The 14,741-nt window shown below is 42.3% G+C and carries 9 protein-coding genes; 3 read left to right on the top strand and 6 right to left on the bottom strand.

The genetic code is table 11. The annotated features are described in order from the left end of the window. Positions 1-225: 225 nt before the first annotated feature. A complete protein-coding gene (locus J8Z24_RS18735; RefSeq protein WP_125251673.1) occupies positions 226-1,110 on the bottom strand; it encodes a LysR substrate-binding domain-containing protein in 885 nt (294 codons plus the stop codon). A gap of 114 nt (positions 1,111-1,224) precedes the next feature. Here J8Z24_RS18735 and J8Z24_RS18740 point away from each other — a divergent pair, with 114 nt between their 5' ends. Then, the gene (locus J8Z24_RS18740) at positions 1,225-1,530 is read left to right on the top strand and encodes a hypothetical protein (RefSeq protein ID WP_125251674.1); all 306 of its coding nucleotides are present in this window, start codon (positions 1,225-1,227) and stop codon (positions 1,528-1,530) included. Positions 1,531-1,917: 387 nt separating this feature from the next. Further along, on the top strand, positions 1,918-3,609 hold the full coding sequence (locus tag J8Z24_RS18745; RefSeq protein ID WP_125251675.1) for a hemolysin D: 1,692 nt from the start codon (positions 1,918-1,920) through the stop codon (positions 3,607-3,609). Positions 3,610-4,251: 642 nt separating this feature from the next. On the opposite strand, the gene J8Z24_RS18750 is transcribed toward J8Z24_RS18745, so the two are convergent. The 5 genes from J8Z24_RS18750 to J8Z24_RS18770 form a co-directional block, all read right to left on the bottom strand. Next, positions 4,252-5,385 (bottom strand): DUF1570 domain-containing protein, encoded by a 1,134-nt coding sequence (locus J8Z24_RS18750; protein WP_252095983.1) that lies wholly within the window; start codon positions 5,383-5,385, stop codon positions 4,252-4,254. 677 nt (positions 5,386-6,062) lie between these two features. Further along, positions 6,063-6,437: a hypothetical protein gene (locus tag J8Z24_RS18755; RefSeq protein ID WP_252095984.1), complete on the bottom strand. Its 375-nt coding sequence runs from the start codon at positions 6,435-6,437 to the stop codon at positions 6,063-6,065. Between the two features lie 74 nt (positions 6,438-6,511). Continuing rightward, entirely contained in the window at positions 6,512-8,596 is a 2,085-nt protein-coding gene (locus J8Z24_RS18760; protein WP_252095985.1) for a deaminase, read from the bottom strand. A 3-nt stretch (positions 8,597-8,599) separates the two neighbouring features. After that, positions 8,600-11,581 (bottom strand): DEAD/DEAH box helicase family protein, encoded by a 2,982-nt coding sequence (locus J8Z24_RS18765; protein ID WP_252095986.1) that lies wholly within the window; start codon positions 11,579-11,581, stop codon positions 8,600-8,602. A 4-nt stretch (positions 11,582-11,585) separates the two neighbouring features. Next, positions 11,586-12,188 (bottom strand): class I SAM-dependent DNA methyltransferase, encoded by a 603-nt coding sequence (locus J8Z24_RS18770; protein WP_252095987.1) that lies wholly within the window; start codon positions 12,186-12,188, stop codon positions 11,586-11,588. 616 nt (positions 12,189-12,804) lie between these two features. Here J8Z24_RS18770 and dgt point away from each other — a divergent pair. Then, a complete protein-coding gene (gene dgt, locus J8Z24_RS18775; protein WP_252095988.1) occupies positions 12,805-14,328 on the top strand; it encodes a dGTPase in 1,524 nt (507 codons plus the stop codon). The last annotated feature ends 413 nt before the right edge of the window (positions 14,329-14,741 follow it).

Here is a 14,741-nt window from a genome sequence, read left to right on the forward strand (position 1 = left end):
TCATAACACCGCTACTGCGCCTTACTACCGTCAAAGCAAACTGGCATTATCCAAAGTATAATACCAATTTGACTTAATACTTGTTCAATTTGAAGGAGTAAATCTGACGCTAACAGCGTTAAAAACTTCTCATTTAGAACAACTAAATAGCAAAATTTTTGCCTTGTTATCGACAAGATTTTCTCGCCTCAAAATAGACCACTTAATTAAGCAAATTGGTATAAATTAAATACTTGTCCTTAATTCAGCCACTAGCCAATTTCGAAATGCCTTTAATTTTGGCCACTCAAAATGCCGTTCAGGTGCCACTAAGTAATAACGATATTCGCAAGGCCACGCAAAGTCAGGGTAGATCTCTAGTTGTCCAAGCTCCAAAGATTGGTTAACCAAACGTCGGCGCAATAGCGAAAACCCTTGCCCCGCCACCGTCGCTTGTTGTACCAATGCCGCATTATCTATTTTGAGGTTACTCACCGTATGCCCCATTAATCCAAGCTGCTGATTTAATGCAAGCCAAGCCTTTTCATTATCGCGCCCTTCGTCATAGATAAAATTCAATTTAGACAATTGCATGCGAATGGGCTGACTTGGGTCTATTAACCCCGGGCGATACGCAATAACTAGCTCATCTTCTGCGAGTAGTTCACTTTTTAAACCTGGATAGTCACCTAAACCAAAGCGGATCCCTATATCAATATCATCTTGATGGAAATCGGCTAGCTGCTCTGTGGGGTCGATGCGTAACTGGTAGTTTGGCAACGCCTTATTAAAACTGGCCAAACGAGGTAATAGCCAACATGTCGCAAACGATGGCAAAACGGTAAGATTAATCGTCGACGGACTTGGATCGGCTTTAAGGGTTAATAAGCCCATTTCAACTTGGCCAAATGCTTTGTGTAAATAAGGCAGTAACGCGTGACCCTGTTGTGTCAGCATCACTTTCCTGGTTTGCCTTTCAAAGAGCAAAATACCCAGTTGTTGCTCTAATAGTCTGATCTGTTGACTCACCGCAGCTTGGGTAACAAATAACGCTTCAGCTGCCTGCTTAAAACCGCCAAGCTCAGCAGCGGTTTTAAAGTACCAGAGTCCTTTTAATGGCGGTGCTTTCATTCTAAACATACTTAACAAAAACTTAACTATAGTGCACAATTTCTCGTTTGTCAGTTTTATGAATACGCACAATACTTTTTAGCGTTTAAACCAGAGACGGAAGGAGTCTTTATCATGAAATACGCAATTATACTGGCATTTCCCATGGTTGTATTTTCATCGCATGCAATATCAACACCGGCCGAGAGAGTATTTACTGACGCAGGTTACCCTTATAAAAACTTAATTATGAAAGCGGAAAAAGTGGAGCTTGTTTATTCAGAAGAACAAGATAAAACCACATGTCAGGTTAATGTATACAGCGGTGATTTATTACATCAAGGAGAAGCCAAGGAGGTGCCCGCCAACAAGTTTTTACGTATGCCAGTGCAAAGCTGCCTTTCAAGGGAAAATGCCAAGCGTATTTTGAGCTTGTTGTAGTGCTAAACCCCACTTGAGTATAGCAAAACGAATACTTCAACCTCGAGTGTACTTATGGTCAGAGTCCGACTTTACCAGCAAGATACACTCATTTTTTACGGTATTAAAAAGTAAGAGTAAGTGCGTGGCATAGGATAATGACGTATTTTCTCAAGCCCACTAAAATAATTTCAAATAACTAAATAATAAAACCACACCATATTATGCGAAGCGATGACACCTAATCACATCAACCCCAAAACAAGTCCCACCAAATTTACAAGTTAAACACTAAAAACACTTTAAAAATAAAAATTAAACTGTTGAAACATTTTAATCACAAACTATAATCGCCACCAATATAGAGCACTTGCACTATTTTTAGCTTTTAATTTTCAAGGAGTAGATATGAAAATAAAGCCGCTTGCGCTGGTATGTGGATTAGCGCTCACCTCATCTGTCAACGCATTTACACAATTTGGTGGCCAAGGTGTCATGCCTATGGGTCACGAATGGCTAACTCGAACCGCTGCACTTGAAGTGCTAGATGCCGAGCATGTCATCAGTCCAGATCCAAACGATCCACGCCATACATGGCGCGATGGTCTTGCAAAAAATATTTCGCTAAATACCGCACTTAACGAAGTGTCAAAGCTGCAAGCAAATCTAAACAACAACGCACTATATGAGCCAAGATATGATAGTGTAAATTCTGCCATTGTTGGGGAGCGCTGGGTTGATATTGCAGGTTTTAATGTCACCAATGCAAGCATAGATCCGACTGGTCCGAATTGTTTTAGCGCTGTCTCTCAAGAGCCTGCAGATATTCAACTTGACCATTTTATGCGCCGTTATGATGATATTGGTGGTCAAGGAGGTGTTGACGCCGCATATCGAGCTCAAAAACGCTTTATTCAACACTTTATTGATGCAGCGATGGCGGAAGAAAAACGCTTGAAGGTATGGGATGGCGGCGGTCATTCAGCGCTCACAGAAGTTGACCACAACTATTTTTTATTTGGCCGCGCTGTGCACTTATTCCAAGACTCGTTCAGCCCAGAACACACCGTTCGGCTACCGAATGACAATTATGAAAAAATATGGCAAGTCAAGGCGTATCTTTGCTCAGAAGGCGCAGAGCAACATAGTCACGATACCAAGGATGTCTTGGACTTTTCCAGTGGCGACGTAATTTGGCAGCCCGACACAAGATTAGAGTCAGGTTGGCAGTCATACCGAATTAGCAGCATGAAACCTGTGGCAATTGTTGCACTTGAGGCCAGCAAAGATCTGTGGGCTGCATTTATCCGTACCATGGCAACGCCAAAAGCACAAAGGCGTGACATTGCCGAACAAGAAGCAAAACAGTTAGTTGACCACTGGTTATCTTTTGATGAAGCAGCAATGCAGGCTTGGTATCAAGACGAGGATAAACGCGATGGTACTTATGTGCTTGCACCGAATGAGACTGGAAAGGGAAAATCCTTAGCGGAATGTATGGCAGAGCTGAATGTGGGGACAACCAATCAAGCTGAACGTGTTGCTCAATTAGAAGCCCAACGCAACCAATGCTTATATAACATTGAAGCTGAGCCAGGCTATGAAGATTTAAACGATCCACACCTTGATATTCCTTATAACTGGCGCTGGAAGTCAATCACTTGGCAAACGCCACCAGCGGGTTGGACATACCCACAACTCCGCCCAGATACAGGTAAGCAGGTTGCTATAAAATCACCAGTTAACAACCAGTTTATGGCTGCACAGACGCTCACAAATAATGCGCCCGTAACATTAAGCCAAAACGAGCCGCTAATGCTAACAGAAGTCACCAGCCCACAAGGTTACCACTACTACAGAAGTACACAGGCACCGTCTTTGTTCTTAAGCTACAGCAGCAAAGCAAGTGGTTATTTAAAGTTAGTAGACTCGCCCAACCAAGCGATGTATTCGTTAATTTATCAAGGTGGCCTTTGGAACATCAAAAATGAATTTTGGCAGCAGTACATTTGGTTTAATCAAGCACAAGAGCGGCCAGAGCTAAACCGTCATGGCAAGCCAGAAAACTTAAACGCAAAATGGATGCTTGAAGCGCTATAATTCCCCAACCAAACGGCTCTATAGCATCATTTTATAGAGCCTTTTATGCTTTTAATGTAGAGGGGTTTGCACCCTGTATTCAAGCCTACTAGCTTAAAAAGGATCAAACCAATTAACACCGCATTTAAGGTTACAGATTGTAGTGACCACCTTATCGCCAGCCATAAAAAAAGACCCTAATAAATTAGAGTCTTTGGTGACAATGGTCACATGAGATTAGGTATAAACCAACGTATGTACCCGTTAGCTTGATGGTGACAGCGTCGTTATTTGCAAAATATCAAGGTGTTTTAGGCTGTTATTATTTTACTGCAAACACATTTATTCATTATGACGTAAAAATGAAAATGACCGCACCACCATAAAAAACAATTTTTTAACAGTAACGTTGCGATGTGGCCGGTGTATAGCAAGGGCCGTTATAGCTATTAGAACCGCCTGCAATTTTATTGGTAACCAATTGGCTCAACATTTTACTATCAAGTTGTTTTATAACTTTTTTATTTAGGTTTAACGGTAACTTTTTATTGTTCATTTTTGTGTTTTTCCTTAGTATCGATAGTTATAATATAACCATTTTATAAAGGAATATGGAAGTATAGGTACATTATCCTTTGGTCTAATGAGTAACATTATTCTAACTCAGAGACGATGTGGTTCTACCGGACTCTGTACAAACCGTAAAAATCTGTCATGTAAATTTGGGAAATGCTCAGCTAGCAACTTGCTCGATTCTTGATGGTTGAGCGATCTGCAACGCTCAATTTGCTCGTACAACATTAATGCCTTGAGGCTCTGCCGCCCCTTGGCTGTCGACATCAAAAAGTGAATCGCTGCCCAGCTACTCTTATACATCAAGCCCGTATTATATGACTTCCAGTCAGACTCCGCGTTAATAAGGTCATAAGGCGGTAAAATATTTCCCTTTATATAGCCACTATCTAGTCTTGCAGAATTTGGATAAACAGTGCCAACCTGCATGTTAACTTTTATGGTTTGAAAGTAACCTGCAAGCCCTTCATTTAACCAGCGCGGTGAATATCCAATTACAGCTTGATTGATTGCATGCACCGCTTCATGAACAGCAGTTTGCATCGTTGCGTATTGACTTCTTTGCTCAACCAAGGCGAGATTATGCCTGCCAAAATAAATCCCGACACTTCCTTTTGGATCACCACCATAAGACCTCACCGCTTGCTCGTACTCACGCCTGTTTGGCAGCACTTTGATGGTCAACGTCACCTTTTGCATTGCATCTAACCCCACGATACTGGTATAGCCACGAAATACAGCATTTAGTTTAGTGCTCAACACATTTTTAAACTGATTGGTGATATGGGTCCCAGAAATATTCAGTTCAAAGAAATCAATAACCTGATTACGTTTTGGTTGGTAAGATAGCGCTGAAGAGTCTGGCTTTTTATCCGAGTAATTGGTGATGCCTTTTTCATCTACCCAAGTATATATTCCATTTTCAACACGATACTTAATCCCTGCTTTGGGCTTAGATTTACACCGCCCAAACCGTCTCAAATTGGCTTGATGATCACAAGTATCACTATTCGTTAATCGAGCTAAACTTGGCTTTTTGAACCGTTGCTCAGGAGCCACTGGCGGGTTATCTACCTCAGCTTTTTTATTACTGATTACATGGGTCAATTGAGGTTGTATCTGGGTGAGCCAAAACTCACGACCATCAAAAAAGAGAAACAACAACACCGATATTAAAACCAAACTGGTCTTAAAAATAGTCTCCCTCCATTTACTCCAACCCATCTTCATTCCCTTATCCTTGACTCTCTTTTTTATTGAAATATCGTAACTCTAAGCAGAGTAGCACCGCTACTACCACATTAGCTCCCCACCGATAGGAGCCGCTTTATGTGGCGCGCTCTACAACACACATCGCGGAATAAATCCGCTCCCACAACATCAGCCCCACCGATAGGCGCCGCTTTACGTGGCGAACCATCCAGCAAACATCGCGGAATAAATCCGCTCCCACCACACCAGCCCCACCACACCAGCCCCACCGATAGGCGCCGCTTTACGTGGCGACCCATACAACACACATCGCGGAATAAATTCACTTCCACCACACCAGCCCCACCGATAGGAGCCACTTTACGTGGCGACCCATACAGCAAACATCGCGGAATAGATTCACTCACACCACATCAGCCCCACCGATAGGCGCCGCTTTACGTTGCGATCCATACAGCAAACATCGCGGAATAAATCCGCTCCCACAACATCAGCCCCACCGGTAGGAGCCACTTTACGTGACGATCCATACAACACACATCGCGGAATAAGTCCGCTCCCACCACACCAGCCCACAGGTAGGCGCCACTTTACGTGGCGATCCATACAACACACATCGCGGAATAAATCCGCTCTCACAACATCAGCCCCACCGGTAGGAGCCGCTTTACGCGGCGATCTCTTGCGCACTATTCTTGAAAACCAATCCCTCGCACAACCTTTCGACGCTCCCAACCCCAACAAAGTGCCAAAGCAAACACACCACTTGCGTAGGTTACATACAAAGGCACTGAGGTGTCGGCATCCTCAGCATACATAAACACACTCGACATCACCCAAGCGACACCTGCACCAATCAATAACCACACCGCCGCAGAATACAACTTATACACCGGCGCACTTATATAACCCGACAACACCACACAAGCCGCTGCTACACCGCCTATCACCGGTTTTTTCCACCAGCCCGCATACTCCGCCAACATTCCGGCCAAGGTGGCTGACACGATAAAAGTTACGACGACGATCATAATAGACAGTAAAAATTTAAGGGCTTGGCTCATCGGTTTCTCCTTAGTCTTGAATGTATTGGTTGAGAACCAGACAACAATGTTGTAAACCCTGTTCTATAACCAAGTTATTCGAATTCATCTAATTTACTTGTAGCTCTAACATTCGTGGCAAAAACAGTCCCTTTGCGAGATATGCTCGTTGAAAATTCAACTTTTTCTCCAACCACTATGTCTTTCTTTGGATCGACTAAGCCACTTCCGTAAAAAATATAGTCCTTGCTCTGTTTATCTATTCGAGTAATGAAACCTTTTTGAGTTTGGGGATTCCATGACTTTACTTCTGATTTTAAAGAGAACTCAGTACCAAACTTCAGATTTCTCGCATGTAGCTCTCCAGAGCTAGATTTAACAATCTCAAAATTAACTATATTTCCGACTTTAATCTGGTCAAAATCACCATCTAAATAGCTATCAGCGCTAAAGAAAAAGTCACGGGAGCCATATTCGGATTTTATAAACTTGACGTTTCCATCAACATACTTTATGACTGACGTTTTTCTTTTTCCATCTTCTCTATACAGTGAAAGTATTCTATCTATTTGCTCAATGAATTGTGGTGCACCAGATAAGTAGCTGCTTTCGTTCACGATACTATGTGCTTTGGCACAATTGAACCTTGGGGTAGCTCTCTCCCTGTCCAGCGCGATTGCTGAACTACCGCTTTTTCGAGTCAACGCTCGACCGCTTCCTAATTTCATTGAAAATAAATCTAAAAATAGCCTTGGCCCCACACCACTATAAGGTCGAAAGAGAACTTTAGATTTACATTCTTGAGCTTCACCGTCTCTGAAGTGATGAACCATTTGACGTATAACATCTTCTTTCGATTTGCCGTCTTGTGCAACAGCATCAGGGTCAAAAATAGCATCACTATGCAAAGAGTTTGCACGACTCTTTGGATATGGTTCGATATAGACAACCTCTGACACACCTGAAGCAACGATATGTTTGGCACAATTGTGGCAAGGATATGTTGTGCAAAACATCTTTGCATCAGATATAGATATACCATTTCGCGCAGCCGCTGTAATCGCTGACATTTCAGCATGGACTACTCGCCCAAATTCAGTGATATCATTCAAAGTTGTAGTTCGCAGAGCCTCAAGGGCTTTTGCTTTAATGTCTTGGTTATCGATAAGAATTGACTGTTGCTCAAGCGCTGTAAATATTTCATCAAATATTTCGTTTTTAACATCAGCATTAGCATCACTTCCAAGCACATAATCACGATGATCTGTGCCTTTCAACTTGACTTCCTTCACTCCTTCATACGTCGCGGCTATGTACGGGCTTTCTGACCAATATTGTCCTCCACCACTTTTAGGCACCTCATTTGCTCCAAAAGAGAGTACATCATTGCGTCTATTAGCTATTACGGCGCCAACCTGCCTAGACAAATCAGCTGAACGCGTGGAATACATGTATGCCATAAACATACTATGCTCTTCTTCGCGCGGTGTAATTGTGGGCGCACCGAAAATCAGGTCAACAATCCTTTGAATTTCACTACCAACACAATAATCCCTATTTTCGCTACTTGTCAGATTTATAAAAAAGTCTGAAAGTTGATATGCTTTTGCCGTGTTATTTTTATATTTGGACGTACGACCTTCTATACGGAAATCGAAATCCTCATATACTTCTCTTGCTGCTTGGAAACTCCTACTCTCATTAACACTTGATCCAATTTGGTATCTAATCCTATCGGACACAGAAGAAGTTAAACCTATTGCATAAAAAGAATTGTCATAAATATTACGAAACGTTTCAATTTCAGAGGGGTGTTTAAAACCTTCAATAATATAACAATTTCGATCGCTACTACTTCTTAATTCGTTGATTTTATTGACTGCAAGTCTTGCATATATATCTTCATAATCAACACCTTGAATAGCTGCATCATCTACTAACTTTCTCAAGCGAGGCATTGAAGACACCAAAGAGTCAATTTCTTTCCTGCAAATATTCTTCTCGTGACTCAAGGGTTCAGTCAAACTTTGAATATTAATAACCTCAACCCTACACCCAAAATCAGCCAAAGCAGTACTTAGTGTCTTAATTGCCTCATCCACATTAACACCAATAGGTGACACTAGGCCGAAAAATAGTTCAAAATCTCTACTCATATAGTAAGGTTCCTTTCTAAACATTTGCTATAAACTCGTTCTCAACCGCGCAAACGTCACAAACTCATCGTTGGCTTCCATTACTGCATACTCTGGGTTTCTTGCCACAAGTAAGTAGGTTACTTCACCTTGCGCATTAATCTGTTTTTTTACATCTCGTAATAAAAATTGTTCGTCGCCAGCTGCGTCAAAGCGCTCGATGGCAATAGTAGTATTTGTAATTGATCCCGCATTGCTTGATGTGATCCGCTCTAGTAATAACAAGTCTCCATCGAAGATAGGGTGTTTCCCACCATTCATTGAATTACCACTGGCATGAGCTAAGAAATGTTTTTCAGGGTCGACTTTTCCACACCTCGGTGGCGCAGGCACGAAGGACATTTCGCTACTTTCACCTGTTTTAAAGTGACCACAAGCAATTTTTAAATTAGGAAAATATGGCAGTTGTACCACGTGTTCCGCAACATCTGTGCTTTGTAGCTGGTTTGGTATCGCATCATCGGTCACCGTCTGTGTACTTTCAGGTTCGGCTAGCCTGTCACGTTTGGTATTAAGATATCTAGCAAGGCGATAGCGACTTAACTCCAATATACAGTCGGTCAGTTGTTCAATATCTTGCCTTTTAACTTCAAGGTTTAGCTTGAACTGCGCTTCTTCAATGGATTGATTTGGTGCTTGTTCAATTGAAAACCAGTGGTGTGTTTTGCGCTTATGTTCAGGTTTTTTTGCTTCAGTGAAAGCGTTAATCGGATTATCGAACCAATAATTGAACCAAGCTTTACTACCTTTACTTTTGCTTCTGTCCTTTTCTGATATATCTAGCTTTCTTAACTGAGGATAGTGCAATAGCACATCATAACTCTTATCTGCCAACGCTCTCAATGTAGGTGGGTAAGCTATACCATCGAGCTGAACAAAGGCTTCAAGCAAAATGGCTTTAAAGCATTTTGTCATGTTGGTCACTTCGACACCCTCTTTTAAAAACACCTTGTAGGGCGCAAGCCACTTAGCTGAAATACGACTAACGCTCTTTGCTTTTACAACGAGTTCAAACCAACTTCCATAAGCCTTTACCTTCTTAAACTCACCATATTCATGGAAAAACTCACAAGCATCAGGCGCATGACCTAGTTGATCTGTTAAATTTTGATAATCATCAAGAGCCGTAGTTCGCTGTTCTTTAGCGAGTTGCCGCCAAAAGTCGGTAATTTCTAGGTCATAATTTACAAAACATCCTTCAGGTAGCTGAACTACTTGGTTATCTTTATTTAGTTTTGTAACTAAATCTTTAGGTGAGTGCGTAGCAAAGAGTGCATAAGGCTTGTTCAAAAAACTGTGGTGGTTGCCAATAAAATCTAAGACGACCAAATGCGTTTTCTGTTGATGGGTTCTCAGTCCACGGCCTAATTGCTGTAAGAATAAAACCTTAGATTCACTGGGCCTCAGCATCATCACAGTGTCGATACAGGGTAAGTCAGTGCCCTCATTAAACAGGTCAACACTAAAAATAATTTGTAGTTTTCCAGATGCTAAATGCGCTAAAGCCTCACTACGTTTTATGCTTGACTTTCCATGTACCGAAGCCGCGTCAATTCCCGCTTTTTTGAAGTAGTTTGCCATGTAGTCGGCGTGTGCGGTCGAAATACAAAATGCCAGTGTGCGTGTTTGCGCTAACTGTTTCCAGTGCTGTAAAGCATGCTTTGCCCTATGCTCTGTGGCAAATTGGTTGTTTAGAGTGGTTGGATCAAACTTGCCGTTACGCCAAGGAATTGCGGTATAGTCAACGCTTTTATCCCAAATACCATAGTAGTGAAACGGTGCGAGCGTTTTGGCGTCAATCCCCTGCACCATATTCCGCTCATAGACGAGGTTGTTGTCACATAGACTTAAAATATCGGCTTGGTCAGTTCGCTCTGGTGTGGCAGTTAACCCAAGTAAGAATTGCGGCTCAAAATAAGACAGCAAATTTCGGTATAATTTACTACTCGCGTGGTGAAACTCATCAACAATAATGTAGTCAAAGTAATCAGTTGCAAACTGCCTCAAACTCTCTGTTTTACCAATGCTCTGTATAGAGGCAAACAAAAAATCGGCATCACTTTGTTTTTGCTTGCCAGTATAAAACCCTGCGGTACAATCAATTAATCGTGCAAACGTCTTGGCCGCTTGCTTGAGAATCTCTTCTCTATGTGCCACAAATAGAACTTTTTTCGCAGCGACTTGCTGAACATCAAAAGCAGCAAGCCATGTTTTGCCCATTCCTGTCGCTAATACCACTAAGCCTCTTTTATAGCTTTGTGTTCTTGCGTTATTCAGTTTTTCTAGGGCTTCTTGCTGTTCTACTCTTGGGCTAATTGGCTCAATACTTATGTCGTCATCGACATTATTGCTAACGGTTTTAAACTGTGGCTTCTTACGGCGCTCTTGATAGTGCTGTATCCATGGGTAGCTTAAACATGCTGTTTGAGAGTGAGTAAATAAACTGGCAAACGCAGCCTTAAACTGCAAGAATGTTGCCTTGTTATTAGCACTGTGACTAGCTATAAAATCATGCCGAAAACACCACTCTAACCCTTGAGTTAGTGCCACTGCACTTATATTGTTTGAACCAATAAACGCACTACCCTCATAAATTTGGCCATCTTCACCTTTGGTTTTGGTGAAAATGTATGACTTCATATGGAAACTCTCATTTCCGCGTGTTTCATATACTCGCAGCTCAGCCCCTAAAGTATATAGTGTCATCAATTCTTTAAGTGCGAGCGGGCAAGTGAAGTCTAGATAGTCTGAAGTAAGTAACTTTAAGGTGGTGCCGTTTACTAGGGCGTCATACAAAGCATCAAAGAGTAAATCAAGACCAGAGCGCTGAATAAATGAAACGGTAATTTCAATCTCGTCAGCTTGCTCGATGGCATGAAGCAACGCAGGCAGTAAGGGGTCATCGCCCCCTACATAAAGTTGCTTATCCGTGCACGGCGCAAGTTTTCCTCCTTGGTAATTACTGCTCACTTGATTAATCCTTCCTAAGTAGAGCGTTTAACCAAAGCTCATTATCTCGGTTGGGTCTTCTATCTTCCGTCACCCATAGCTTAATGATGTTGAGATTTGGACATGCTGCGATAACTTTTGATAGCCCCTCTTCATTGAGATCTGTAAATCTGCGACCATTGTGCTCTCGTTCACCTGCACCATATTTGAACGAAACATACAACACGCCATGGGATTTAAGCGCGTCTTGTAACTTCACAAAAACATTGGGTAGATCTTGCTCTGCGACATGTAAAAGACTGGCACAGGCCCAAATACCATCAAAAGCAGCAATATCTTGTATCTCTTCAAAGAATTGGTGCCTCACTGGCTGGCCTAGTTGTGTAGCGGCAATCTTCACTAGCTTTTCGCACGCATCCATTGCGCTGACTTCAAAGCCAAGTTGTTTGAACGCTACCGCGTCGCGGCCACTGCCACAGCCTGCGTCAAAAATATGGATATGGCGTTTCTCACGCTTTGGTAATTCAGGAAGAAACTCCCGATAAAGCGGTTGCATGTCCACATTGAGTGTTGAGTTTGCAAATTCTTCTGCGTGTTGATCGTAATAAGCGAGCGTAATTTTGGACATTTTTTACCTAACATAACTTCATTTAGTGGCGCAGTGTAAATGACGAAAAGTATGATTTCCATGTCACCATTGAAACTCCGTCAGCTCACATTTGCTGTCCATTACCAATGTGATGCCACAGTAAAGCTGATATTACTAATCTAAATGGTTGGATAAACGCTCAAACACATAAAGATCCTGTTCGTGAGCGGTTACTTCATCCTTAACCGCTGTATATATTCATTTGAAATTAGATGTAAACGAATGCTGAGAGTATTAAACCCGAAAATCCATACGTTTTGTAGTGATTTGCGTCAAATTCCGATGCTTTTGTCACAAAAGTGTTAGATATATTTTGCTAACCCATTAAAGCCAGAGTTAATTTAAATTGGTAAAAGTAACAAATATAGATGAACTAGCCCATTACAGTACATTACAGCTATTTTTATCGATTTGCTGATTCTATTGGTATTTGTTGTGTTTTTCCTGCGGTTACTTCAGCTCAGAGTTACTGCGCAAGCTTGTCTTGTATGAGGGCTTGCTTGTAGGCTGACTTGATGAAGTGTCTATTCGGTTTACAACTTTTCCACATTCACCTACATTGGAAATGTAGCTTGGGTCTCAACAGGAAAGTCGCATGCACTTCAAAAATAAAATAACAAACGAACGTTCTTACAATACCGGTGGCAGCGAGGCGAGTAGTCTTGAGAGCGACCGTGGGCGTATTATCAACAGTGCTGCACTTAGGCGGTTGCAACAAAAAACTCAGGTATTTCCGCTTGAGCGTAATGCGGCGGTGCGTTCGCGCTTAACGCACTCGTTGGAGGTGCAACAAAACGGCCGTTACATTGCTAAAAAAATTGTTGATGCGCTGGTGCAGCAAGGTCAGCAAGATTTGCTGCAATATGAAGATAAAAACGGCCAGCTAGTGGATTTGTCTGAGTGTTTGATTACTCTGTCAGAAATGGCCTGTTTGATGCACGATATTGGTAACCCTGCATTTGGTCACTTTGGCGAGGCCGCTATCAATGATTGGTTCAAGCGTTATTTGAGTCAACATCGACGGTTTGCAAAAAGTACTCAGGCGGCACTCAGATATGGTTCAAATAAGAGCAAAGCGTCGGACTTGGCGGTATTAAATCAAGAAATGGAGTTACTGCTCGATATTTGTAGTTTTGAGGGTAACGCCCAAGCTATTCGCGTTATTCATACGCTTTCTCGCCTTAATCTTACCTATTCACAGTGTGCCACGGTGATGAAATATACCCGCTGCGCAACTACACCTAAATCAACTGTGGCTACTGACAAGTCTTATCTACAAAAGAAAGTTGGATATTACTTTAGTGAAAGTGGGTTTGTCAGTGAGCTGTGCGACAAATTGCAGATCCAAGTGGGTAATCGCCATCCTGTGGCTTACATCATGGAGGCGGCTGACGACATTGCTTATTGCCTTGCTGATATGGAAGACGCTGTAGAAAAAGGCATTATTTGCGTAGATGAGTTAACGGGCTGTTTAATAGAAGAATATCAAAGTATCGCCGCAGGGTTTGGTATTACTGATGATAAACACTTGGAGCTAATGAGTAAAAAGCTCCACTATGCCAATGATAAAGCCAGTAAGCATATGGCAAATTTTGATAATGAGTTTTTTATTTGGCTCCGCGTGGGGTTGTTACACCCGCTTGCCGAACATGCCAAAACGCGTTTTATCGATAATATTGAAGCGATCTACGAAGGGAGTTTTAACGCTTCGTTATTGGAAGATAACAGCCACCTTCATGCTATTGTAAAGTCGCTGAAAACGGTGGCAATCAAAAACGTGTTTTCGAACAAAGAGGTCGAGCAGTTGGAGCTTCAAGGTTATAAGATCACCAGCAGTATATTAAACGAATATCAGCGGGTGCTTGATTTAGATGCTGATGATTTTCACGCTGCATTAAATGGCGAGCATAGTTTTGCGATAGAGTCGCGATTGATTAATCGGATTTCCAAAAAGTATGTTGCGGTATACCGCGAGACCATAGCGCAGCTTAGTGAAGCTGAACAAGCCGAGCCGATTTTTGAGTTTTATTATCGCTGCCGCCTTATTCAGGACTTTATCAGCGGCATGACTGACCAGTTTGCTTATGATACCTATCGTGCGTTGACCGCGTTGGATTGAGGTTGATGTTTGAGCCTTGTTGAAAAGATCGCCGTGTAAAACGACTCCCACCGGCGGTGGCATTTAAAGAATTACCCAGTGGTAATGATATGCTGTGGGAGCGGGTTTACCCCGCATTCTTGTTGAAAAGATCGCCGTGTAAAACGGCTCCTACCAGTGGTGGCATTTAAAGAATTACCCAGTGGTCATGTTATGTGGTGGGGTGAGTTTACCCCGCATTCTTGTTGAAAAGATCGCCGCGTAAAGCGGCTCCCACCAGCGGTGGTACTTGAAGAATTACCCAGTGGTGATGATATGCTGTGGGAGCGGGTTTACCCCGCGATATTGTTGAAAGATCGCCGTGCAAAACGGCTCCCACCGGTGGGGTATTTGAAGAATTATCCAGTGGTAATGATATGCTGTAGGAGCGGGTT

Origin of the sequence: Pseudoalteromonas sp. SCSIO 43201 (genome assembly GCF_023716725.1) — a bacterium.
Lineage (GTDB): Bacteria > Pseudomonadota > Gammaproteobacteria > Enterobacterales > Alteromonadaceae > Pseudoalteromonas > Pseudoalteromonas peptidolytica.

Excerpts from the sequence above, each read along its gene's own strand:
- J8Z24_RS18735 (WP_125251673.1), bottom strand. The coding sequence starts at position 1,110 with ATGAAAGCACCGCCATTAAAAGGACTCTGGTACTTTAAAACCGCTGCT.
- J8Z24_RS18740 (WP_125251674.1), top strand. The coding sequence starts at position 1,225 with ATGAAATACGCAATTATACTGGCATTTCCCATGGTTGTATTTTCATCG.
- J8Z24_RS18745 (WP_125251675.1), top strand. The coding sequence starts at position 1,918 with ATGAAAATAAAGCCGCTTGCGCTGGTATGTGGATTAGCGCTCACCTCA.
- J8Z24_RS18750 (WP_252095983.1), bottom strand. The coding sequence starts at position 5,385 with ATGGGTTGGAGTAAATGGAGGGAGACTATTTTTAAGACCAGTTTGGTT.
- J8Z24_RS18755 (WP_252095984.1), bottom strand. The coding sequence starts at position 6,437 with ATGAGCCAAGCCCTTAAATTTTTACTGTCTATTATGATCGTCGTCGTA.
- J8Z24_RS18760 (WP_252095985.1), bottom strand. The coding sequence starts at position 8,596 with ATGTTTAGAAAGGAACCTTACTATATGAGTAGAGATTTTGAACTATTT.
- J8Z24_RS18770 (WP_252095987.1), bottom strand. The coding sequence starts at position 12,188 with ATGTCCAAAATTACGCTCGCTTATTACGATCAACACGCAGAAGAATTT.
- dgt (WP_252095988.1), top strand. The coding sequence starts at position 12,805 with ATGCACTTCAAAAATAAAATAACAAACGAACGTTCTTACAATACCGGT.